This is a genomic window from Candidatus Eisenbacteria bacterium (assembly GCA_005893305.1).
Taxonomy (GTDB): domain Bacteria; phylum Eisenbacteria; class RBG-16-71-46; order SZUA-252; family SZUA-252; genus WS-9.
Map to the genome: position 1 here is coordinate 157,067 of VBOZ01000029.1, position 23,329 is coordinate 180,395.

The following is a 23,329-nucleotide window of genomic DNA, read 5'->3' on the forward strand; positions in this document are numbered from 1 at the left end:
AAGATCGAATGAAGCAGGTGGCCGAACTCGTGGAAGAACGTCGTGACGTCGGCGAACTCCATGAGCCCGGGGTCGCCCTCGATCCCGCCCGGAAGGTTGCAGATCAATGCGGCCTCGGGGAGCTGGAGCCCCGTCACGCCGGTGCGGATTCCGAACTGCGCGGCGTGGTTGTATTTCCCGGGCCGCGGATGGAGATCGAGGAAGAACCGGCCCAGGAGCTTCTTGCCCTCCCAGATCTCGTACGCCTCCACGCTGGGATCCCACACGGCCGCGTTCTCGATCTTCTTGTACGTCACGCCGAAGAGCTTCGAGGTGACGTCGAAGAGGCCCTGCTTGACCCGCTCGAAGGGGAAGTAGGGGCGCGCGGCCTGGGCGTCGAAATCGTAGTCGCGCTTCTTGATCAAGAGCTCGTAGTACCGCGCTTCCCATCGATTGACGACCGTGGCGCTGGGGTCGTCCTCCTGCTTGCGCTTCAGGAAGACCTCGTATTCGCGCTGGGCCTGCGCCCGGGTCAGATTCCCGATCCGCTCGATGAACTCGGCGGCGTGCTTCCCGTCGCCGATCATCTTGTCGGCGGTTATGTAATCGGCCCAGTTGCCGTATCCCAGCATGTGGGCCAACCGGTCTCGCTTCGCGATCATAGAGTCGAGGACCGCCATGTTCGCGGGATAGGCGCGGTTCAGCGCCTCGAACTGGAGGCGGCGGCGCGTCTCGCCACTCTTGCAATACCTCATCACCGGGAAATAGTCCGGGTACTCGATGCTGAGCGTGATCTTTCCGTCGGGGCCCGGCGCGTGGCTCTTCACAAAGTCCTCGGGGAGCCCCTCGAGGTCCGCCGCCGTCACCTGGATCTTCCTCGAGTCATTCCGGATGTTGCGATCGAAGTCCTGCGAGACGAGCACCAGCTCCTCGCGCATCGCGGCGATCCGCTTGCGCACGGCATCGTCCTGGTCCACGCCCGCCAGCCGGAAGTCGCGGAGCGTCTTCGAGACGAAGTACTTCGTCGTGGGGGTGGCTTTGGAAACATCAACCGCCTTGAGGGCGTCGTACACCGCGCGGTTCAGCTTCAGCTCATCCTGGAACTTGCTCGCCTCCTGCGTCAGCGTCTCGGCGGTCGCCCGAAACACCGAGTCGGGATGCACCGACTCCATCAGGGAGGAGTAGCTCCCGGCGTTGTCGGAGTGGAGCATCACGAGGTTGTAGGGATCGAGCGTGTTCGCGATCGTCCGCTTGCCCTTCACCGCGAGCATCTTGTCCAAGCTTCCCTTGGCCGTCTGGAGCTCGCCCTCGCATAGCGTGCGGAAGGCGGCCGCGTCCGGCTTCCCGGTGTAGAAGAGAGGCGGACCGGTCGAGGCCGCGGCGGCGGCGTGGGCCGCGGCCGCGCGGGTCGCCGCCGTGCCCGGCGTGGACCTGCCCACGATGAGCGCGGCTACTAGGATTACGGCGACGGCGAGCCGCGATGGACCGCGACGTGAGGGCCAGCGAGCGAACCGAGAAAGCACGGATCCTCCTTTGTCCGATCGGGACGGGTTAAGGCAGCCGGCAGCGGGCGACGTCAAGGGGCTAGAGATACGAGTTCCGGTAGACCGCCGGGCGGTGCTCCGGCAGAAGCGTGGTGAAGAACGCGCGGAGGACGTTGTCGATCTCGGAGATTCCGGCGTGCCGCATCTCCGTCTTCATGTGATCACGGAGATGAGTGAGGGTCTCGATCGTGGGATTCAGGATCGCGCCCTCCATCACGGCCTGCGTGTCGGGGCGGATCTCGAGGCGCTCGACCTCGCGGGTCCACCACTTGAAGGGAGGCGCCCACCGGCGCTTCAGCGTGAACCAGAGGTGCACCCCGGCCAGCGCGGCCCGATAGAGGTTCAGCTGCCGGTCGACCGGGTAGCCACGCACGTCGTCCATGGCCGCGTAGTGGTAGGCGATCACGAGCTGAATGTACTTGTGCACGGCACGCTCCCGAAACCCCTCCTCGGGAAAGGCGGCGATCCGTCGGCGCCACGCCTCGAGCGCGCCCCCGGTATCGTGGATCACCACCGCGTCGACGTACGGCCAATGGTCGATGTCGAGCGGGGAGCGGAGCTGCTCCTCGAGCGCCGTATCGGAAAAGATCGAGAAGTCGCCGATCAGCCGCTTTGGGACCTCGCCTTCCGCCGTCAGACGCACTTCGGTCTGCTCGACGTCGAGGGAGCGGCGGTGCGCCTCCGTGACGTAGAGAAATCCGTCCGTGTCCCCGTCCGGTTCCGCCCACCCTACGACGCGGCTCCCGCAGAGGAGGAATCCGAGCGTTTCGGATCGCCGGAGCGCCTCCTCGATCCAAGCTCGAACCGCGGGCTCGGGGACTTCCGTGAGCGAGCGAACGGGCTGAGTGCCCGGGCGAGTCGATGCGGAGGTCACGCGTTAGTTCATGCCGTTGCGTCGGTCTTTGTGCTGCTCGGGTTTCTCGAGGAACTGCGTGAGGCTCGAGTCGGAGGCGAAGAAGTACGTCCGGTTCGCGTAGACGATGTGGGGCGAGGTCGCAGTCGGCTGGAAGCGGACCATGGTCACGGGGTCGGTCAGATCGCCGCAATAGCGCAGCGGCTCCTTCTTGAATCGATCCATCTCCGCGCGGTTGGAAAAATAGTAGATCTCGAACCCGATCCGGTAGCGAAGCGATGAGTCGAGGATGGGCTTATTCCCCTTCTGAAAGAGGCTGGGCGGCGTGATCTGGAGCGCCTTCAAATATCGCTCCGGATCCTGCACGAAGACCCCAGCGCAGGTCATGCAGCAGAACGCGACCGGCCGGCGGTTCACGTAGACCGGCCTGTAGGTTGGGTTCAGCTTCGCCTGGCGAACCGGGCAGCGGTCGTTGAGCGTTACGACCGAGTTTCCATAGTCCAGACGAGGGTGTTCCTGGGGGTCGGTCGGGACGTACTGCTGGCCGCGCGCCGACGGATGGAGCAGGAGGGTGCCTGCGACCACCGCCGCCGCGCACGCCACGACACTCCAAGGCTTACGGGATATCCGTTCCATCACGAAGGCGATTATGCCGGTTTCCCGGGCCCCACGCCACCCCCGCCAGACCGTGGTATCTTAGGTTCCATGAACGCCAATCCCCGCGCCCCCGAGCTTCCGTCGAGCTTTGCCTGGTTGAACACCGACCGACCCCTGATGTTCGCCAAAGAGCTGAAGGGACAAGTGGTTCTGCTCGATTTCTGGACCTACTGCTGCATCAACTGCATGCACGTCCTCCCGGACCTTGCCTACCTCGAGGAGAAGTACAAGGACCAGCCGTTCCTCGTGATCGGGGTCCACAGCGCCAAGTTCACGAACGAGGGGCAGCGCCAGACGGTCCGGGCGGCCGTGGGCCGGTACGAGATCGCGCACCCCGTGATCATCGACGAGGAGATGGCGCTCTGGGGCGAGTACGCTGTCCGCTCGTGGCCGACGCTGGTTCTGGTCGGGCCCGATCGGAAGATCGTCGGAGCCGTCGCGGGGGAGGGGAACCGCGAGGGGCTCGACGAGGCGATCGCCCAGGTGCTGGCCGAGGGGCGCGCCGCGGGCACGCTGGCTTCCGCGCCGTTGAAATTCGAGCGCGAGCAGTCGGTGCGCGCCGCGAGCGGGCTTGCGTTCCCGGGAAAGATCCTGGCCGATCCGAAAGGGAAGCGACTCTTCATCGCGGACTCGAACCACAACCGGGTCGTGGTCGCGACCTTGCCGGACTCAGCCGGCCGCTCGAGCTTGATTCGGGTGATCGGATCGGGCAGGGAGGGCCGGGACGACGCGCCCGCCGATCGGGCCACGTTTCACCATCCGCAGGGCCTCGCATTGATGGGGTCGACGCTTCTTGTGGCCGATACCGAGAACCATATGATCCGCGCCGTCGACCTCGACGCCTGGACCGTGCGCGCTGTCGCGGGCACCGGGGTCCAGGGATACGACCGCGCGGGCGGGAAGGTTGGCACGAAGCAGGTCTTGAACTCTCCCTGGGACCTCGCGGTCGAGGGGAGCACCTGCTACATCGCGATGGCCGGCCCCCACCAGATCTGGCGGCTCGACCTGCCGATGGGCCTCTGCCGCGCCTTCGCCGGGAGCGGAAGAGAGAACATCGTCGACGGGCCGGTGGAAGCGGCGGCTCTGGCCCAGCCCTCGGGGGTGGCGCTTGCGGGAAACTATCTCTACTTCGCCGACAGCGAGGTGAGCGCGGTGCGGCGGATCGATCTCGCTGAGGAGCTGGTCGAGACCCTCGTGGGCAAGGGCCTCTTTGACTACGGCGATATCGACGGTCCCCTCGCGGACGCGCGGCTCCAGCACCCGCTCGGGGTCACGATCTCGGGTGAGAAGATCCTGGTCGCGGACACCTACAACCACAAGATCAAGGAACTGGACCCGAAGGCTGGGACGATCCGGACCCTGGCAGGGACGGGGAAGCCCGGTGCGCAATCGGACGCCGCTCTCGCGCTATTCGAGCCGGGCGGGCTCCACGCCGCGGAGGGCGTCCTCTACATCGCCGACACGAACAATCACCGGGTCGTCCGCGTGTCGCTCGCCGATCTCTCATGGAGCGAGATCACGATCGAGGGACTTGAGGCGCCGGGAGTCTCCCGACGCGAGGAGACGGAGCACGCGACCGCGACGTTGACCGCGCCCGCCAAGCTCCGCGCCGGCGCCGCGACGGAATGGAAAGTACGCGTGCGTCTGCCCGAGGGCACGCACGTGAGCGAGGAAGCCCCCGCGAGCGTCCGCGTGAGCCGCGGCGGCTCGGTGCTCATGCAGCGGACGATGCTGGGCGCGACATGGCCGCTGGCCTTCGAGCTGCCCGCCCAGCCCAGCGGCTCCGCCGATCTTCACGTGCAGGTTTCGTTCGCGTACTGCCACGAAGGAATGGGCGTCTGCGTTCCGGCCAATCCCAGCTGGAGCGTTCCGGTGAGCTTCTCGGAGCGGGGGGAGTCGGCCACCGAGTTGACCGCGGCGGTCGCCTGAGACCGAGCAGGGCGTCGACCCATGCATGAGTTCTGGGCCCACCTCGGCACCTACAGCCGCATTCTGATCATCCCGCTCCTGGTCCTGGCGAACGCGTTCTTCGTCGCGGCCGAGTTCGCATTGGTGAGCGTCCGGCGGACCCGCCTCGAGGAGCTGGCCTCGAAGCGGGTGGCCGGCGTCTCGTTCGCCATGGGCGCCGTCGATCGGCTCGACGACATGATGGCGGCGACCCAGCTCGGGATCACGATGGCGAGCCTCGCGCTCGGCTGGATCGGCGAGCCCGCGCTCGCCGGCACGATGCAGCCGTGGTTCCGATTCCTCCCGGCCGCATGGGGGCCTTTCGCCTCCCACACCGCCGCGACCATCGTCGCCTTCGGCGGAATCACCTTCCTCCACATCGTGGCCGGAGAGCTGGCGCCCCGGACGATCGCGATCCGGATTCCGGACCGCGTGGTCCTGACCCTCGCGCCGCCACTCCTCTTCTTCGAGCGGGTCCTGCGCCCGTTCATCGCGTTCATCAATCGTGTCGGGATGATGCTCGTCCGGCTTCTGGGCTTCGAGCCCGCCGAGCACGCGCAGCACGTGCACTCGGTCCACGAGCTGCAGCTTCTCGTCGAGGACGTGTCCGAGGCGGGGAGGATGACCCCCGACCACGCTGAGCTATTGAAAAACGCGTTCCGGCTCCCGGAGAAGAGGGTGCGGGAGTCGATGGTCCCGCTCAAGGACGCGATCATGCTCGAGTACCGGATGACGCCCGATGAGATCCTGAACGCCCTCCAGGGCAGCGTGCACACCCGTTTCCCGGTGTACGACGGGGAGCGGACGAAGATCGTCGGGATCGTGAACGTGAAGGATCTGTTCGCGGTCTACGCGACCAGCGGGCTCGTCAACCTGGAGGACGCGATGTTCACCGCGACCTGGGCGCCCGCGCAGCGATCGATCGCCGAGCAGCTCAAGGAATTCCGGAAGATTCGCCGGCAGATGGCGGTGGTGATCGACGAAGCCGGCGTCCCCATCGGGATCATCACCCTCGAGGACATCGTCGAGGAGATCGTCGGCGACATCGAGGACGAGCACGACGTGGCGAGGATGGTGCGGTGAGTCGTCTCGATGCCCGGGTGGCGGAATGGTAGACGCAGGGGACTTAAAATCCCCTGGGGGAAACCCCATGAAGGTTCGAGCCCTTCCCCGGGCAATTAGTTAGAAGGCCGCGCAACGAGACGCTCCTGCCCGGTGCCCAAACGGGTGCCCGAGCGCGGAGGGTTCGCCCTTGATCACCTTGTTCTTCCTTCGAAAGTGATCATCTTTCGAAGGCCCTTCTCTCGAAGATGATCATCCCCACACGTATGAGCGTCTTGGTCAGCACCTTGGTCGTGCTTCCGGGTTTTCGCTTTCGCGTGTGGTTCATCCCCGACGTACCCCCCAAGGGCACTACCCCGGCCCGGCGCCTCAAGTCGTCCCCACCTGGCGCGGAGTCCCGCTCGGAGCGGCTGACGTGCGGTGGTGAGGGCGGTCCATCGGCGAGCCTGTCTCCGGACTCGACTCTGCGATCTGGCGATGGGTCTTGTCTCAGAGGCGATGGGTCCCATCCGGCCGGGTGTGGGGTCCCGTTGGTGGATCAGGCCGTTTCCGCGCCGACGCGGGGTCGAGCATGAAAGTTTGGTGGTGGGGCAGCCCCCGAAGGGATCGGCCCCCCTCCACCGCTGAAGACGATACTCAGGTCGGCGGTGGTTGACGACCAACCGGCCGGCATGGTCTGCTACCGCATGGCGTGTTAGTTGACCCAGGACGCAGGTGGCCAGGAAAGCGAGGGGTGAAACGCAAATGAAGGATTCCGGCGGTCCCTACCTTGGGATGGCCGTCTTTTGCGAGCGGACGCTCGAGGAGAAGGATGGGGTCATGAGCATCATCAGGGTCATCGACCGCCTGACAATCAGCGTTCGGGGCCCTGAGGTTCCAGACTCCATGCCGCCTGGCCAGGTATCCCTCACGGCGATCGTGCTCCTCAAGGCGGGAAGGGCGAAGGGACGCCATAAAATCACGATCCGACCGGAGAAGCCCTCGGGGGATTTCCTGCCGCCGGCAGACACGCCCGTCCTACTTGAGGGTGAGGATCGCGGTGTGAACTTGGTCGTGCAGACGAGTATTCAGGTGGACCAGGAGGGTCTCTATTGGTTTTCCGTGATCTTGGATGACGACCAACTCCTCACGAGAATCCCGCTCCGGATCGTCTATCACCCCGTCCGTAGTTCGAGTTCCTGAGTGAGAGGAAGCGGGCTTGTTCCGACCGAGATCTCGTAGTTAGCCGCGGACGTAGTAGTGATCCTGTACGTGATCTTCGGCGCAGGCTGGCCGGAGGCGACGAGTCGACCCTCGAGAAGCGCACGAAACTCTTCGCGGAGTTCAGGCTCAGAAAGATGGCCGCTGGTGTGCTCCGCGAGGCGCAACTCAACCTCAGCGGAAAGCGCGTCAAGTTCCGAGTCGGCGACACCATTCATCACCGCAGGAACGAACCATTCTTGAAATGCATCGATCGACCCACCTTCGACAAGGCTGGCAATCTGATTCTTCAGTTCGGACAAGGCGCTCATGGTCAAACCTCGAAAAAAGCAGTTAGTCACGCCTGAGGTGCTGTGCGAGATGTTTAACAGCGCCGGCTACGCGGATCAGATTACCGACGGCATCCTGGTCGCGTCCGTGCGCACAGACAGGCATCCTGCACTCCCGAAAGCTGCCGAGCCCTTCTGCACGAGGAGCCAGATAGTAGCATATCTAACGCAGAAAGGCAAGTGCATCGCCCTGGTGCATCAATACTTACGGGTCGACGGATCGCTCGGCGCAAGTGGCCGTCCGGATCCGAAGTGGTTGTTTGTCAACGACACAGTGTACCAAGCTATGCCGCCAAAGAAAGGTAGCAAGTAATGGACCCTTGGAGAGCGCGTCGGGAGAGCGCCTAAGGTAACCGTGACCGGAGAGACTCCGTCCTTGCCAATCACCGGCGCCTTCGTCCCGGTGCCCGACAGGTCACGTAGAGGCTGGACCGAAGAGGACACCGAGAAGGCCCGCAAGATGGGTTGCCACGTACCGGAACCCCTCTACCGATACGTCAAGCTCCGCGACCGGAGCGAAGAGACCTCACCGCGCCTCCGCGGATACCTTGAGGCGACGGTGCGGGACTCCAAACTGTATTTCTCGCATTACTCAGGCATGAACGATCCGTTCGAGGGCGGCTTCAGCCTCTCCGCCGAAGCCCCGCGGCAGACGAAGACAGCCTATGGACGGAGGCCGCTCAGGAGAACGGGATTCCCCCCACCCAGGTCGAATCGGTGATCCAGGGCATGCGGCAGTGAAACATGGTGACAGAACGAGGAGCCACATGGACCGAGTGCTGCTGCACGATGAACTCGCCGCGATACTGCGGGGGCGGGAGAACTGGTGGACCACGACCACCGATCTCGCCGCGGAGGTGAACCGACGCGGCCGCTACAAGAAGCGCGACGGGAGCACAGTCTCGGCGTTTCAAGTGCACGGCCGCACGAGGCAATACAGGCGGATCTTCGAGCGAATGGGCGCGCGTGTGCGCCTCGTCGAGACGGAGCCGGTAGTTGCGATGGAGTCGAGCCGGTTCTACCTTTACTTGGCGCAGCGTGCGCATCGCGACCTTGAAGCACTCCCCGGGCGGCCGAAAGTGGGCGGCTGGACGTTCGGAAAGGAGCGACTTCGGGAGGAGATGCCGTCCGACCACTTCCGGCACTCGGTCATCTGCACGGTGTTCTCAGCCGCGGCGTGCGAGCACTCGCTCGTCGCGATCGCCAGCCTGCGAAAGGCAACCGCCCATGGCCAACAGCGCAAACTCCTGCTACGCGTGTGGCCCAAGAAGAGGGGTTGGCTGATGGGTAAGGATCTCGTCGCCCTCGCGCGCGCGCTGACCAAGGTTGACAGGACCCTTCTTACACAGATCGAAGACCTCATGGAGCGAAGGAACGCGATCCTCCATTCGCGGGCGCAGGACTGGGAAGATCCGATCGAGGGACGGTCGGGGTGGTGGGAACGCGCGGTCCAGCTGCCCGCGATCACTGCGGCGCTGATCAAGAACGCGCCTGGTGACGTCCGGATCGCGGAGGAGGCAGTCGAGGCACTACGGAAGGCGCGGGGAGAGCCCGACTGGAATCCCTTCAAAGAGCCGCAACAAGGGGAAACCCCATGAAGGTTCGAGCCCTTCCCCGGGCATAATTTACATAGCACGCACGCTGCTTTCGTCGCCGCGACCCTTGTTTTCAACGGAGATCCCATGAGCACACTCGCGGAAGGGACCGCGCGGCGGCTCCCGCCGATCGTGTTGGCGTGCCTCGCCGCGACCTGGCTCATCTGGGGCTCGCTCGCCATCCGCTTCGCGCTGGTCAGTTTCCCGCCGTATCTCCAGATGGGCTCGCGTTTCCTCGTCGCGGGCGCCGGCCTCGCAGCATGGATGCGCTGGGCACGAGGCGCGCCCTGGCCGAACGCCCGTCAGTGGGGCCATGCATTCGTGATCGGCGCGCTCATGCTTGCCGGCGGCATGGGAAGCGTGGCGATCGCCGAGAAGACCGTCGGTTCCGGGCTCGTGGTGGTTTTCATCGCGATCAACCCGCTCGTGATCGCGGGCGTGAACCTGTTCTGGCGTGTGGTACCCGGCCGCATGGAGATGATCGGGATCGCCATGGGGCTCGCCGGGGTCGTGCTGCTGACGCGGGGGCAGGGGTTTCAGTCGTCGCCGGCGGGATTGACTGCGGTAGCCATAGGCTGCGTCTGCTGGTCCGTCGGCAGCGTGCTGAGCCAGCGGCGACTGCCGCTTGCGCCGGGCGCCATGGGATTCGCGAGTGAGATGCTCGCAGGCGGACTGGTACTGATGCTCCTCGCCGGCATTGCCGGGGAGCACTTGGAGTGGCCACCCCAGGCACTGGCTGCATGGGCCTGGGGGTATCTCGTCGTGTTCGGCTCGCTGCTCGCGTTCAATGCCTACATGGTGTTGCTTGCCCGCACCCCCGCTGGCCTGGCCGCAAGCTACACCTTCGTGAATCCGGTCATCGCACTGCTCCTGGGCATCGTCTTCGGGGGTGAGTCGGTTACGCTTCAAGAGTGGGCCGCAACGGGCGTGATCCTCGCGGGCGTAGTTCTGTTGCTGGTCGGGTCCGTCCGGCGCGGCAGCGGCGCTACTTCGTAAGCGTCACCTTCAGCACCGCGGACTGCGCTCCACCTGCGACCACCTGATCCGTTCTCACGAAGTAGATGCCCGACGACGCCTGCTGGTTCTGGTCGTTCGCGCCCTCCCAGCGCACTTCATGAGTGCCCGCTGTCGTCATCTCGCCACGCTTCAATGTCCGGATCAGACGGCCGTCGATCGAGTAGATGCGCAGCGTGACCGGGCCCGCGCTCTCTACGGTGTATGAAATAGCCGTCTCCGGGTTGAACGGGTTCGGCGAGGCCCATGTCGAGATCGGCGCCGAGCCGCGGCGGGTCCGGACGGTGACCGACTTCACGCCGCGGAGGGGCGCGGTCCCCGAGGAGGTCTGTACCTCCCCGGTGACGATGATGTTCGCGGTGGTGTTATTCGGAGCACCGGTGAACAGGGACCGGACACACGATTCGTCGAAGCTGATCATATAGTCGGGCACGGTGTTGAGATCCATGTCACCGATCACGCCCGTGCCGGCCTTGGCCTCGGCCGGGCACTCGGTGACGGTGCCGGAGGTCGGGTAGTCGGTCTTCAGGCGCAGCGTACTGGCGAGTATCGACGCGTTGGGCATCATGGTCTGCTCGACCGCCACCTTCGTGTACCCCTTTCCGTTCTTGGCATCGAGGACGGTCCCGTTGTCCTTGAGGATGATCGCGACCGGGACATCGGAGCGGACCGTCGCCGACGTGGAGTCGTCGTCGGAGAGGCTGCCCGTGTCGGTCACATGGAGGATCACCGGAAAGACCCCCTCCGCCGCGTAGGCATGCCTGGGGGTTGGGCCCGAGGCGGTGCTGCCGTCTCCGAAATCCCAGGCATACGCGAGCGCGTCGCCGTCAGGATCAGACGAGCCGGCGCCGGTGAAGTCGATGCCTTGAGTTGCGAGGCCGGCGTAGGGTCCATGGGCGTCCGCGGTCGGAGCGCGGTTCCGAATGTTGAGCATTACGGCCACGGAATCGACTCCCCGCAGATTGGTGACAAGATCCAGCCGCCCATCGTCGTTAAGATCTGCAGGCGCGATGAACCCAGGAGTACCTCCGGTCGCACACTCAACTCGCACACCTAGTTGGCCGTCACCGGCCCCGAGGAGGACCGCGATGTGGGGTGGGATCGCCTCCGCGGTCGCCGCAAGATCCAATCGCCCGTCGCCGTCGAAGTCCCCCTTGGCAAGCGTATTGTTATCGAAGCGTGATCCCCATTGGATCGGCTCCCCGAAGTATCCGTCGCCGTGGCCCAGGAGCACCGCTAGGATGTGGACGTCGAAAACGACCGTGGCCAGATCCTCTTTACCGTCCCCGTTGAAGTCTCCGACAGCAACGATGCACGGTTCCCCGCCTTCGTGCGCAAGGGAGACTGCCGCCCCACCGCGCCCTCCGAAGGTACCGTCGCCATTCCCAAACCACACAATGATTTCTCCGCCCTTCGAATACGCGATGTCCGGTTTCGAGTCTCCATTCATGTCACCGATGGCAAGCGAGGAAACCTCCCATCCCATATTCTCGGTGTCCATCCTCGCGCCGAACGTGCCGTCTCCGTTTCCTAGGAAAATAGACAGGAGGTCCCAGCCGGCCACGATGGCGTCCAGTTTTGAGTCGCCGTTTAGATCGGCTACCGCTAAGAGGTTTGGCGGTTGGCCGAATACGCCCTTTCTCGTGGCAAAATCGGTCCTTGGGCCGAACGACCCGTCCCCGTTGCCGAGGAGGACAGAAAGGGCCGAGCTGCTCAGAATCAGCAAGTCGAGTTTCCCATCTTGGTTTAGATCCCCCATCTGGAGCGAGCCGGTGACGCCCGTTGGATAGTCCACGTGCGCCGCGAAAGCCCCGTTTCCGGTGCCCAGGAGGACAGAGACGCTGTTCGCGTGCGACGTGACGAGATCCAGCGTGCCGTCCCCATTGAGATCTCCCACCTCGACGTGGCTGGGTTGGGATCCCGTAGCGTACTGCGCCGGCGCTCCAAACGGCTGCCCCAAGGCTCCGCTTGGAATGAGCCCGATCAGGGAAATGGAGATGAGTAGCACGGTGGGCAGAGGGGTGCGATTCATGGCGAGTCCTCCTAGTGAGTAAGACCCTCCTCGCCTCGAATGCGGTGAAGTGCAAGTCCTTCACCGGACAAACACAAGCGTTGGCCCTACTTCGTAAGCGTCACCTTCAGCACCGCGGACTGCGCTCCGCCGGCGAGCACCTGATCCGTTCTCACGAAGTAGATTCCCGACGATGCCTGCTGGTTCTGGTCATTCGCGCCGTCCCAACGCACCTCATGGGTGCCCGCCGCCGTCATCTCACCCTGCTTCAGCGTCCGAACGAGGCGGCCGTCCATCGAGTAGACGCGGAGCGTGACCGGCCCCTCGCTCTTCACGGTGTATGAGATCGCCGTCTCTGGGTTGAACGGATTCGGTGAGGCCGATGTCATGATCGGTGCCGAGCCTGTGCCGCCGGTTCGGAGGGTGACCGACTTCACGCCTTGGAGCGGCGCGGTCCCCGACGTTGTCTGGACCTCCCCGGCGACGATGATGTTCACGGTGCTGTTATTCGGAGCACCGCTGAGCAGGTCCCGGACACACGATGTGGCGAAGCTGATCTGGTAGTCGGGTACGCCGTTCAGATCCATGTCGCCGATGGTACCCGTGCCAACCCGGGTGTCGGCGGCGCACTCGGTGACCGCGCCGGGGGTCGGGTAGTCGGTCTTCAGGCGGAGCGTAGCGGCGTGTATCGATGAGTACGGCATCATGGTCTCCTCGATGGCAACCTTGGTGGATCCCCTTCCGGTCGAGACATCGAGGACGGTGCCGTTGTTCTTGAGGACGACCGCGACCGGGACATCGGATCGGACCGTTGCGGTCGTGGAGTCGTCATCGGAAAGGCCGCCCGCGTCGGCCACATGGAGCATCACCGGGAAGACCCCCTCGGCGGGGTATGCGTGCGCGGGGGTCGGGCCAGAGGCGGTCTTGCCGTCCCCGAAATCCCAAGTGAACGCAAGCGCATCGCCGTTCGGATCGGACGAGGCGGTACCGTTGAAGTCGATGGACTGAGTCGCGAGCCCTGCGTACGGTCCGCGGGCGTTTGCCTCCGGAGCGCGGTTTCCGACGTTCAGCAGTACCGCCACGGAATTGGATGACGGGAGCGTGACCACGAGGTCGAGCCGCGAGTCGCCGTTCAGATCCGCCGGCGCGATGAATCCCGGGGCACCTCCCGTCTCGTACACATACTGCGCGTCTCTCCGCCCGTCGCCGGCGCCGGTGAGGATTGCGACGCCGCCGCTGTCCGGCAACGTCGATAGATCCAACAGCCCGTCGCCGTTGAAGTCGCCCTTGCCGAGCACACCGGGCGCGAAGGGAGACCCCCAGTCGATCACATCTCCGAACGTTCCGTCGCCGTTGCCCAACAGCACCGACAGGATGTGGACGTCGAAAACGACCGTTGCAAGATCCGATTTTCGGTCCCCGTTCAAGTCGCCGACCGCGATGATGTCCGGATCCCCGCCGGAGGGCACGTGGTAGACGGGCGTATATCCGCCGTAGCCAAAGGTGCCGTCGCCGTTTCCAAACAGCACCGTGATCCCTCCACCCTTCGAAAACGCGATATCCGGCTTCGAGTCTCCGTTCAGGTCGGTCACGGCGACCGAATAAGCGACGCCCCAGCGATCGTCGTCCGTCCTTGGCGCGAAGGTGCCGTCCCCATTGCCGAGAAAGACGGACACGATGCCAAAACCCACCACGACGACGTCCGGCTTAGAGTCCGCGTTCAGATCGGCGATCGCGAAAAACGTGGATGGTCCCTGTGGATTTGCCGTGGGGAAGTCGGCCCTCTCGCGAAACGACCCGTCGCCGTTGCCGAGGAGAACCGAGACGGCGGCTTGACCCAAGGTCAGCACGTCCAAGATCCCGTCCTGGTTCATGTCACTGACGAGGACACGGAACGGCCCCGTCCCCGTTGCGTATTCCCTGTGCGGCTGGAAGGCCCCGGTCCCGTCGCCCAAGAGGACGGAGACGATGCCCGATCCCTCGTGTGCCGTGACGAGATCCAGAGCGCCGTCCCCGTTGAGGTCGCCTACCGCAGCGTCCCCGGGGCCGAGCGCCGTTTCGAACTGCGTCGGCGCTCCGAACGGCTGGCCCGAAGCTCCGCTCGGGGCGAGTTCGATCAGCGAAATGGAAAGGAGCAGAGCGGTGGGTAGAGAGGTCCGATAGATTCCATTCATCGCGTCCTCCTAGCAGCCGCCCCCCAGCCCTGAAGGTGGCCGCGGCTCAAGTCCCCGTCCCGGTAGGAGGGGACGCGACGGATCGTACGGGACGCGCGTGCGAACCGGTATTCGCTGGATTCCAGATCCGGCGATGAAAAACTACTGATGAGCCGGGCCGGGCGGTTTGGCCGCCTCCCCGGGCAATTCGTTATTTCGTAAGCGTTAGCTTCAGCACCGCGGACAGCTCCCTGTCGCCGAGCACCTGATCCGTCCTCACGAAGTAGATGCCCGACGAGACCGGCTCGCTCCGGTCGTTCGCGCCGTTCCACCACACTTCATGCGTGCCCGCCGTCGTCATCTCTCCATGCTTCAGCGTCCGAATCAGGCGGCCGTCGATCGAGAAGATTCGCAGCGTAACCGGCCCCGCGCTGTTCACCGTGTACGAGATCGCCGTCTCCGGGTTGAACGGGTTCGGCGAGGCGGATGCGTGGATCGGCGCCGAGCTGTGGGCCGTGCGAACGGTGACCGTCTTCACGCCGCGGAGCGGCGCGGTGCCCGACGAGGTCTCGACCTCTCCGGTGACGATGATGTTCGCCGTGGTGTTGTTCGGAGCCCCATCGAAGAGATCCCTGACACACGATTCGGCGAAGCTGATCATGTAATCAGGTACACCATTCAGATTCATGTCGCCGAGAGTACTCGTGCCGGCCTTGATCTCGGCCGCGCACTCGGTGACGGTGCCGGGGGTAGGGTAGTCGGTCGTCAGGCGGAGTGAGGTGGCGACAATGGACGAGTAGGGGACCATGGCCTGCTCGACGGCCACCTTCGTGTATCCCCTCACCTTCCTGGCATCGAGGACGGTTCCGTTGTTCTTGGCGATGATCGCGACCGGGACGTCGGATCGGACCGTGGCCGTCGTGGGGTCGTCGTCGGAGAGGCCGCCCGTGTCGGTGACCTGGAGGATTACCGGGAAGACGCCCTCCGCCGCGTAGGCATGCATGGGGGTCGGGCCCGTGGCCGTCCTGCCGTCTCCGAAGTCCCAGGCGTACGCCAGCGCGTCGCCGTCCGGGTCGGACGAGCCGGTACCGATGAACTCGATGCTCTGATTGACGAGCCCGGCGTACGGCCCTCGCGCGTTCGCCACCGGATAGCGGTTCCGAATGTTGAGCATTACGGCCACGGAATCGGCTCCTCGCAGGTTGGTGACAAGATCGAGCCGCCCGTCGCCGTCTAGATCTGCCGGCGCGGTGAACCCAGGAGGACCTCCCGCCGCGCACGCAACCTGGCCGTTTGTTCGGCCATCACCGGCCCCGAGGAAGACTTCGATGGCGTTCGGATTGGTGACCACAAGATCCAAGTGCCCGTCGCCGTTGAAGTCCCCCTTGGCAATATCATCTGTAGAGGATGACCCCCACTGGATGGGCTGCCCGAAACTACCGTCGCCATTGCCTAAGAGGGTAGCCATGACATCGATGTCGAAAACTCTCGTCGCCAGGTCCGTCTTACCGTCCCCGTTCAAGTCCCCGACCGCGATGATGTACGGTTCGCCGCCGGGGCGCGCAAGGGAGATTGCCGCGCCCCCGCAGCCCCGAAAGCTGCCGTCGCCATTCCCACACAACACAGTGACTCCACCGCCCTTCGGATACGCGAGGTCCTGATTCGAGTCTCCGTTGAAATCAGCGACGGCGAGCGAATAAACCGGCCATCCCATATCGTTGTCCATCCTCGCGCCGAACGTGCCGTCTCCGTTTCCTAGGAAAATAGACAGGATGCCCCAGCCGGCCACGATGGCGTCCAGTTTTGAGTCGCCGTTTAGATCGGCTACCGCTAAGAGGAATGGCGATTGGCCGTAAACGCCCGCTCTCGTGGCGTAGTCGGTCCTTGGGCCGAACGACCCGTCCCCGTTGCCGAGGAGGACAGAGAGGGCCGAGCCGCTCAGAATCAGCAAGTCGAGCTTCCCGTCCTGGTTTAGATCACCCATCCGGAGCGAGCCGGTGACGCCCGTTGGATAGTCCACGTGCGCCCCGAAAGCCCCGTTTCCGGTGCCCAGGAGGACAGAGACGCTGTTCGCGTGCGACGTGACGAGATCCAGCGTACCGTCCCCATTGAGATCTCCCACCTCGACGTGGCTGGGTTGGGACCCTGTTGCGTAGTGCGCCGGCGCTGCGAACGGCTGGCCCGGCGCTCGGCTTGGAGAGAGTCCGATCAGGGAGACGGAGAAGAGCAGGATGGCGGATAGCGTGTGGTTCCTCGGCTCGCCCCCCGCAGGGCGGCGCCGATTGGAGAAACCGATCATGTCAGCCCCCCAGGCCAATCGGGAGCGGCCGCCCGGCGGATCCCCCGACCCCCACGGCCGTTCCTCGACGTTGGTTTCCTTCGCCACTTGAGTGTAGGACGGGCCGCCGGGGAGGACTATTCGGAAGAATACGGAATCGAGGTAGAAAATCTACGTAGCGGGGTGCCGCCGGGGTTGATAGCCAAAACAAGTTGCGACGGGGCACCGATGGGAGTAAGAAGTAGGTGGTAGGGCATTGGGGGACGTGCCGGTTTCTTACCTCGGAGGTTGGAGATCATGGTGAAGTGGATACTCTCAGCCCTGCTTACGGTTGTCGCGGTCGCAGGCCTCACGCAAGCGGCGGATGCGCAGTACATGTACATGGACGCGAACGGGAACGGGGTTCATGACACGGGCGATCGGCTGAACGCGAACAACGACTCGACCTTCGTGGATATCTACTTGAGCACGACGCTGAACCGCAACGGGAGCGCGGTCACCTGCAATACCCTGCCCGCTGCCGCGATGGACATCAACTCGTACGCCTTCAGCATCGTGGCGACCGGCGGCACCGTGACGTATGGGACCTACGTCAACCGGCAGCCGGCTGCGTTCCCGAACCACGCAGAGGTGCTGAACCCGGGGGACGGGACGTACAAGGACGCGTTCTACTCGTTCTCCTATACGCCGGGGGGCCTATTTAGGCTTGGGACGTTGACGATCACCGGCACGAGCGGGGCTCCCGCGATCACATTTGTGGATTTGATCACTGGGGCCCAGGACTATACGTCGTTCGGGACGGAGTGTCCTGGGATAGGCGGCGACAACACGTACCGGCTGGACGGGCCGAACACGCAGGCCTTCTACGGCGTCCCTGGGGACTGGTTCGACACCGACGGCCTCGCCCGGAGCACGACCGCGGTCTCCGTCGCGCTCCAGGACGCGCAGGCCGAGGCAGGGCTTGTTCGCCTTCGCTGGATCGTCCCGGACGCGCGGAGCTCGGTCTCGATGGTGGAGCGGCGTACCGCGATCAGCGATTGGGCGACTCTGGGGCAGGCCGACGTGGAGAGCGGCGGCTATGTCCGTTACGAGGACCGGTCGGTGACCCCGGGCGAGCGCTACGCGTACCGGCTCTTCGTCCAGTCTCCGACGGACAATGGGTATTCGAACGAGGTATGGGTCTTGGTGCCCTCGGACGCGGCTGCTCCGCTCGCATTGCAGCTCGACCCCGTCTACCCGAATCCGTTCCAAACCGAGACCCGGTTCAACTTCGCGGTTCCTCGGTCCGGATCCGTCCGGCTGACCATATTCGACGTGCGCGGACGACGGGTCGCGACGGTTGTGGAGCGCGCGTTGCCCTCGGGTTGGCGCTCCGTGGCATGGAATGGCAGGGACCACTTGGGCAGGCCCGTTCCGTCGGGCACGTACTTCGCCAAGCTGGAACAGGCCGGAAAAGTCCAGATGCGGAAGATCGTCGTCGCGAGGTAACGCCGGGGCCGCATCTCAGCGGCAGCGCCGCTAGGCGCCGTACAGCCCGTTCGAGCTGAACGGATACCCCTGGCCGTCGCGGAAGAGCATCCTTTGGAGCGAGACCTCCCGCGCGCTCGGCTCCACGAGCTGGTCGGGGAAGAGGATCGTCTGTCCGACCTCCACGGCGACGATATCCGTCTTCCCCACACCACATAGGTGGCTGCCCCAAGCCTCGCCACCCTCGCCGAACATGCAGCGAATCAGGATTCCGCGGCCGAAGACGAGCTTCCCGCCGATGGTCGTGCACCGCGTGGAATATCTCCCGTCGGTCGTAATCTCCGCCACGAGCGTGGCGGGCACGCGGACGGATAGCCCGAATTCACGCGGCTCGCCGTCTTCCTGGCGCCCCAGGTTGCAGGCTTCGGCCAGCGGTGCACCCGAGGAATCGCGTATCTGAATCTGCAGAGGCGAGTGCCGGGTAATTCGAAGCGGCGGAGTCGACGATGCCGCCACGAACCATTCACCCGGAGGGATGAGGATGGCCTCGGTCGCGATGCTCCCGCCATCTCGGTTGGCATGCTTCTTGGCAAACGTGAGCATCGCGCTGACCCCCGGCAGCACGATCGCCCCTTCGAGGGTCAACGTAGAGCCAAGCGGAGCGCCATGACCCGCCTCGCGGATCGAGGCCTGCACCTGAAGCGGCATCGAGACGTTCGCGGCGATCCGAACCGTCCGGTTGACATCCGGGTCCCGGTGGGGGATCCGGCGAAACGCGGGCGCTATCGACTGAGACATCACGTGGGTTGACATCATGACTGGCTCCTAATGAACGGGATACGCCGGCGCCACGGTGGAAGTGGAAGCCGTGACGCAACCGTTTTGCATCTCGGCGAGGCCCGGCTGCGCCCTTCCCAGGAGCGACTCGCCTCCCGTGATCTGCCCGATCCCATCCAGGAATGCGAGGTAGATCCAGGAGTCTCGGCCCAGTGGGGACCGAAGCGGCCGCGGGGGAAGATGAATGATGGTGTCGTCCGGGACGAGCGGCACTTCGACGGCCGCCTCCTGCTGGCCCGCGTCGACTCCCGATGAGTCGCTCGGCGACAGCGTGAGCCGGGCCCTGATGCCGGACCGGATGGAGACGTCGCCGGACATCGCGAGGTCGGAGATCGGATTCAGATCGAACACCTCGCCCCTGACGACCATCGCGTCGACGAAGAGGTTGAGTGGAAGAGACGGGTTCAGGTCGAACGGCCCCTGATCGCACCGGCCCAAGCGGGTCCGGGGGGCGAGCGGGGATCCGCCGCCGACGTACTGGATCCAGAGATCCGGTGGACGCCCCACTTCCGCCCAGTCGAGTGCCTGAGGCTGAATCGACAGGGATCGGTCGTGGAGGAGCGCGATCCGCTCGCTGGATGTTTCCTCGAGCGGAAGGGAAGTGCCGCGCTCGACCCTGCGGTAAGTCAGCCGCGCGCCGAATCCACCGGCCTTGATCGTGCCTCCCACCGTCACGCGCCCGCCCGGTCCGCCGCGGAGCGCGCCCGGGCTCATCGTGGGCTCGATGTGCAGGGCCATGGGGATCGTGACCGGCACGAATCGCATGATCCGCAGTACAGCTGAACTCGTCACGTCCAAGGGTTGCTCGCGCTGCGTGATCACCCTTGCCATTGTGTGTCTCCTTTCATCACCTGGCGATTCGGCCGCCAACCGCTCCTCGTCCCCATACGGAAGGAAGTATCGCCACGGGGAGAAGGAGCCGCCATTCGATGGATTGCGGACTTGAGGATGAAAAACTACGGATGGTTCGGGTTGCGATTTGCAAGGAGAACGCGGGCCGAGTTGGCGAATGCGATGAAGATCGCGCCCAAAAGGGGTGAGCGCCGGATGCTTGGTCGCCACTCCCGACGACATGGGTCATCCGGCGCTCCGGAAGGCATCCATTTTTTGCGAGTTTCAGATCAAATAGAACCACCTCCTCTCCAAGGTTTCCCGTTCCGAGCACCCGCGCGAGGGACGAATCGCCCCAGGGGGTGCCCGAGTCCGTCCAAGAAGGAGATCGCGCGCAACGGATGAGCGGGTGTCGTCCTCGACATCGGCTGATCGGGGATGCGAACAGTCTGGCCGATCGGAATCGCAACGGCTTCGGTGGCGGCGACCAGGGGCTCGTCGTCGTACCGATCCGGCTCGCGCCACGGATACATGCAGTGCGCGAGGATGCCGCGGAGAAACACGAGGTTGCCGCCAATGGTGGACCGAGAGCTCGGCACGAGAGACAAGGTGTCTGTCGCGATCTCCACCGTCACCGCCACGGGGACGTGGAAGGAAAGCGCGAATCCATGCGGCTCTCGGTCACAAGGTCCGACCTCGCAGGTCTCGGAGATGCGGGTGCCGTCCCCGTCGTGGAATCGAATGCGGATCGGCGCACCGGGATCGATCGGGGCGCGGCTGGCCGCCGCCGCGACCGTGAACCATTCGCCGGGCGGGATCAGCGTCATCGTGTTCTGTTTGAAGCGGTCCGCGTTGAAATGACTCTGGTGGGCGTCCCGTCCGAAGCTGAGTACCGCAGCCAGCCCCGCGAGGACGACGGCGCCATCCAGGGTCACCCGGAACCCATGGGGATCGTGGCATTCCGTGAGGCGGACCGATCCCTGTACCTGTACGGGCATCGAGAGAGCAGCGGAGAAGCGCAGCATCCGAGACCGGTCCGAGCCGGGGTGAATTCTCTGTCGGTTCGATTCAGGTACGAGTGGGTGCGCCGCGTGCATTCTCTCCATGAGTCCTCCCGTTCCTATCGCGAATGCGTGAGCTCCATCTCTCGCATCGATCAATCTTCCGTGGCGATGCAGCCGGCGGTTCCGGTCTCGTGGGCGCGTAGCCCCGCTGGGGACACTCGGAGAGCTATAGGTCGGGTCCGCCACACGGGTTCCTGGACGCTAGCGACCGCCACGGTCCAAATGCGTCCTCCTCTCCAGCAGCCCGTCCGGGCTGACCAATGAGCTTTCCACGACGCCGGGCTCCGCTTTCCCGAGTAACGACTCTCCGCCCGTCGGCCGGCCCGCTCCGTCCAGAAACGTGACGTAGATCCAGGAATCGCGCCCGATCGGCCCGTGCAGCATCCGCCGCGGCAGCTGGACCTCGGTGCCGCCTGGAAACAACGACACATCGGCAGGCGTGGTCGGATCGCCCGGCCTCGGGGCCGGACCGCCGTTCTCGGTGAGGGTGAATCGCGCGACGATTCCGGTCCGGATGCAGATCTCCCCGGCCAGGGCGAGCATCGGCATGGAATAGGGATCGGATCTCTCCGGTCTCAGGATGGCTGCGTCCACGGAGATTCCCAGGGTGAGGTTTGGGGTCAGGTCGAATGGACCTTGGTCGCAACGGCCCAGGCGGGTGAGGCCCGTGACCGGGGTGCCTCCGCCGTCGAGGAACTGGATCCAAAGATCCGGAGGACGGCCCGCGACGGGGCGGTCCACGGCTCGCGGCGGGAGCGTCAGGGTCCGGTCGTGAAGGAGAGCAATTCGCTCGCTGGTGACCTCATCGGCCGGCGTGGTGCCGCTTCCACGTTGGCGATAGGTAAGCCGGGCGCCGAAGCCTTCGGCCGTGATTGTTCCCCCCACCGCGACGCGCACGCCCGGTCGGACGACGAGAGTTCCGGAGTTGACCTTGGGTTCAATGCGCATCGGCACCGGAATCGTGACGGGCATGAATCGCATGATCCGAAGGGCGACGACGCCCGAATCCCGCGGGGATCGTCCTCGATGCGTCGAAAATTCATCCATGATGGAACTCCCTTTCCCGGCTGGCGGGCCTCCCCGCCTATCTTGCGTTTTCATCGTTTGCCAGCACCTGAATCGTCCTGGCCATGATCTTCAGATCGAGAAGGAAGCAGTAGTTTCGGATGTAATGGATGTCGTAGCGCAACTTCCGCCGTGCCGCCCTCGTCGACTGCGTGTAGCCGTTGCTGACCTGCGCGAGGCCGGTGATGCCGGGCTTCACGGTGCAGCGACTCGAAAAGCCCGGGATCTCCTTGTCCAGCTTGGCCAGGAAGATCGGCCGCTCGGGGCGTGGACCGACGACGCTCATCTCGCCTCGAAGCACATTCCAGAACTGGGGCAGCTCGTCGAGGTGCGTGCGACGGAGAAACGCCCCGACGCGAGTCACTCTCGCGTCGTTCGTGGCCGCCCAGACCGGCCCCGTCTCCTGCTCCGCGTTCGCGACCATGCTCCGGAACTTGAACATCAGAAACGGACGGCCGCGGAGCCCGGCCCGTTCCTGCCTGAAGAGGACCGGTGAGCCCGATTCCAGCCAGATCGCCACGGCGACCACGACGTAGATCGGGAGGAGCGCCACGAGGCAAGTCACCGCGATCACGAGATCGACGGCTCGCTTCGCGAGATCCCTCTCCTTCGGGTGTGCAAGCCTCCACGGCCGTCCCGCGGCAGTCACCGCTGCATTGTTTGGCTCGGTTCCCATACTCTTGGAGACGATAGGAACGGGACGCCGGGCGAGCCATTCGGTGATACCCCGATTCGCCGAGGGGAAAATTACGGAGGCGGGCATCAGCGCACCTCCGATGCGCGGAGCGCGCGCAGAAGCGTCCGCTCCAACGCGGGGTTGCCCAATCGCTGCGCGAGCGAGATGCCCAACGCGAGCGTCCGCGTGTCATCAGGCCGGAGCTCCATGGCGAGCTGAAACGCTGAGTACGCTTCGCCGAGTCGGCCGTCCTCCAGCGCCATGCCCAGGATCCCCGTCGCGATCCACTCGAAGTCGGGCAGGAGCGATCCGGTGCGCTTGAGGTCGGCCAGGGCCGCTCCGTAGTTCCGATCCAGCTCATGGGCGAGCGCGCGCAACGCATAGAGCTCGGGCGCGGCTCCCGACCGTCGGAGCGGCGGCGTCAGCGCCGCCGCGGCGCGGGCCGGATCTCCAACCAAGCAGCTCACTCGACCCACCAGCATGGCCGCCTCGGAGTTCAAGCTGTCGACGGCGAGCGCCCGCTGCCCCCAGTCCAGCGCCGCCGAGTCGTCACCGAAGTTCTCGTACAGAGAGGCGACTCGAGACAACGCGTAGCTCGAGTGGGGATCCAGCGTGACGAGGGACACGGCCCAGGCGATCGCCTTCAAGCCATCGCCTTTCGCCGCCGCCAGCTCGGAGCGGACCTGACACTCGATCGGGGTCGGAGGATCTGCCGCCGACGAGGACGCGCCGGCGGCGATGGCCGTGGCCACGAGGGCCGGCACCAT

The 23,329-nt window shown here is 65.0% G+C and carries 19 protein-coding genes and 1 tRNA gene; 7 read left to right on the plus strand and 13 right to left on the minus strand.

The annotated features are described in order from the left end of the window. The 3 genes from E6K79_09370 to E6K79_09380 form a co-directional block, all read right to left on the minus strand. The coding region (locus E6K79_09370) for a Zn-dependent oligopeptidase (protein ID TMQ63837.1) at positions 1 to 1,502 on the minus strand (1,502 nt) is incomplete at its 3' end. Between the two features lie 61 nt (positions 1,503 to 1,563). Beyond that, positions 1,564 to 2,397, minus strand: a complete 834-nt coding sequence (locus tag E6K79_09375) for a hypothetical protein (protein TMQ63838.1) — start codon at positions 2,395 to 2,397, stop codon at positions 1,564 to 1,566. Positions 2,398 to 2,400: 3 nt separating this feature from the next. After that, a complete protein-coding gene (locus tag E6K79_09380; GenBank protein ID TMQ63839.1) occupies positions 2,401 to 2,979 on the minus strand; it encodes a hypothetical protein in 579 nt (192 codons plus the stop codon). Positions 2,980 to 3,081: 102 nt separating this feature from the next. Between E6K79_09380 and E6K79_09385 the strand changes: the two genes are divergently transcribed. From E6K79_09385 to E6K79_09400, 4 genes are all read left to right on the plus strand, one after another. Then, positions 3,082 to 4,962, plus strand: a complete 1,881-nt coding sequence (locus E6K79_09385) for a redoxin domain-containing protein (GenBank protein TMQ63840.1) — start codon at positions 3,082 to 3,084, stop codon at positions 4,960 to 4,962. Between the two features lie 21 nt (positions 4,963 to 4,983). Further along, positions 4,984 to 6,063, plus strand: coding sequence for an HlyC/CorC family transporter (locus tag E6K79_09390; protein ID TMQ63841.1), 1,080 nt, complete (start codon positions 4,984 to 4,986; stop codon positions 6,061 to 6,063). Positions 6,064 to 6,074: 11 nt separating this feature from the next. Further along, a tRNA-Leu gene (locus E6K79_09395) sits at positions 6,075 to 6,157 on the plus strand. A gap of 629 nt (positions 6,158 to 6,786) precedes the next feature. Beyond that, complete coding sequence (locus E6K79_09400; protein ID TMQ63842.1) at positions 6,787 to 7,224, plus strand: hypothetical protein; 438 nt, start codon at positions 6,787 to 6,789, stop codon at positions 7,222 to 7,224. Here the strand turns inward: E6K79_09400 and E6K79_09405 are convergent. Beyond that, positions 7,197 to 7,553 (minus strand): hypothetical protein, encoded by a 357-nt coding sequence (locus E6K79_09405; GenBank protein ID TMQ63843.1) that lies wholly within the window; start codon positions 7,551 to 7,553, stop codon positions 7,197 to 7,199. The genes E6K79_09400 and E6K79_09405 overlap by 28 nt on opposite strands. 785 nt (positions 7,554 to 8,338) lie before the next feature. On the opposite strand from E6K79_09405, the gene E6K79_09410 reads away from it, so the two are divergent. Beyond that, a complete protein-coding gene (locus E6K79_09410) occupies positions 8,339 to 9,169 on the plus strand; it encodes a hypothetical protein (protein ID TMQ63844.1) in 831 nt (276 codons plus the stop codon). An 84-nt stretch (positions 9,170 to 9,253) separates the two neighbouring features. Next, positions 9,254 to 10,162, plus strand: a complete 909-nt coding sequence (locus tag E6K79_09415) for a permease (GenBank protein ID TMQ63845.1) — start codon at positions 9,254 to 9,256, stop codon at positions 10,160 to 10,162. On the opposite strand, the gene E6K79_09420 is transcribed toward E6K79_09415, so the two are convergent. The 3 genes from E6K79_09420 to E6K79_09430 all read right to left on the minus strand — a co-directional run bounded on the left by E6K79_09420 (position 10,152) and on the right by E6K79_09430 (position 16,643). Continuing rightward, positions 10,152 to 12,212, minus strand: coding sequence for a PKD domain-containing protein (locus tag E6K79_09420; protein TMQ63846.1), 2,061 nt, complete (start codon positions 12,210 to 12,212; stop codon positions 10,152 to 10,154). The genes E6K79_09415 and E6K79_09420 overlap by 11 nt on opposite strands. 86 nt (positions 12,213 to 12,298) lie before the next feature. After that, a complete protein-coding gene (locus E6K79_09425; GenBank protein TMQ63847.1) occupies positions 12,299 to 14,365 on the minus strand; it encodes a PKD domain-containing protein in 2,067 nt (688 codons plus the stop codon). Between the two features lie 190 nt (positions 14,366 to 14,555). Continuing rightward, positions 14,556 to 16,643 carry a PKD domain-containing protein gene (locus tag E6K79_09430; protein TMQ63848.1) on the minus strand — a complete coding sequence of 696 codons (2,088 nt, stop codon included), beginning with the start codon at positions 16,641 to 16,643 and terminating at the stop codon, positions 14,556 to 14,558. Positions 16,644 to 16,919: 276 nt separating this feature from the next. Here E6K79_09430 and E6K79_09435 point away from each other — a divergent pair, with 276 nt between their 5' ends. Further along, positions 16,920 to 18,110 (plus strand): T9SS type A sorting domain-containing protein, encoded by a 1,191-nt coding sequence (locus tag E6K79_09435; protein ID TMQ63849.1) that lies wholly within the window; start codon positions 16,920 to 16,922, stop codon positions 18,108 to 18,110. 30 nt (positions 18,111 to 18,140) lie between these two features. Here E6K79_09435 and E6K79_09440 read toward each other — a convergent pair whose 3' ends face one another. The 6 genes from E6K79_09440 to E6K79_09465 form a co-directional block, all read right to left on the minus strand. After that, the gene (locus E6K79_09440) at positions 18,141 to 18,905 is read right to left on the minus strand and encodes a hypothetical protein (protein TMQ63850.1); all 765 of its coding nucleotides are present in this window, start codon (positions 18,903 to 18,905) and stop codon (positions 18,141 to 18,143) included. 9 nt (positions 18,906 to 18,914) lie between these two features. Continuing rightward, positions 18,915 to 19,682 (minus strand): hypothetical protein, encoded by a 768-nt coding sequence (locus E6K79_09445; GenBank protein TMQ63851.1) that lies wholly within the window; start codon positions 19,680 to 19,682, stop codon positions 18,915 to 18,917. A gap of 365 nt (positions 19,683 to 20,047) precedes the next feature. Then, the gene (locus tag E6K79_09450; protein ID TMQ63852.1) at positions 20,048 to 20,782 is read right to left on the minus strand and encodes a hypothetical protein; all 735 of its coding nucleotides are present in this window, start codon (positions 20,780 to 20,782) and stop codon (positions 20,048 to 20,050) included. Between the two features lie 240 nt (positions 20,783 to 21,022). Continuing rightward, the gene (locus tag E6K79_09455; protein ID TMQ63853.1) at positions 21,023 to 21,868 is read right to left on the minus strand and encodes a hypothetical protein; all 846 of its coding nucleotides are present in this window, start codon (positions 21,866 to 21,868) and stop codon (positions 21,023 to 21,025) included. A 37-nt stretch (positions 21,869 to 21,905) separates the two neighbouring features. Continuing rightward, a complete protein-coding gene (locus tag E6K79_09460) occupies positions 21,906 to 22,649 on the minus strand; it encodes a sugar transferase (GenBank protein TMQ63854.1) in 744 nt (247 codons plus the stop codon). Beyond that, positions 22,649 to 23,329, minus strand: a complete 681-nt coding sequence (locus tag E6K79_09465; GenBank protein TMQ63855.1) for a hypothetical protein — start codon at positions 23,327 to 23,329, stop codon at positions 22,649 to 22,651. Before E6K79_09465 ends, E6K79_09460 begins: the two co-directional genes overlap by 1 nt.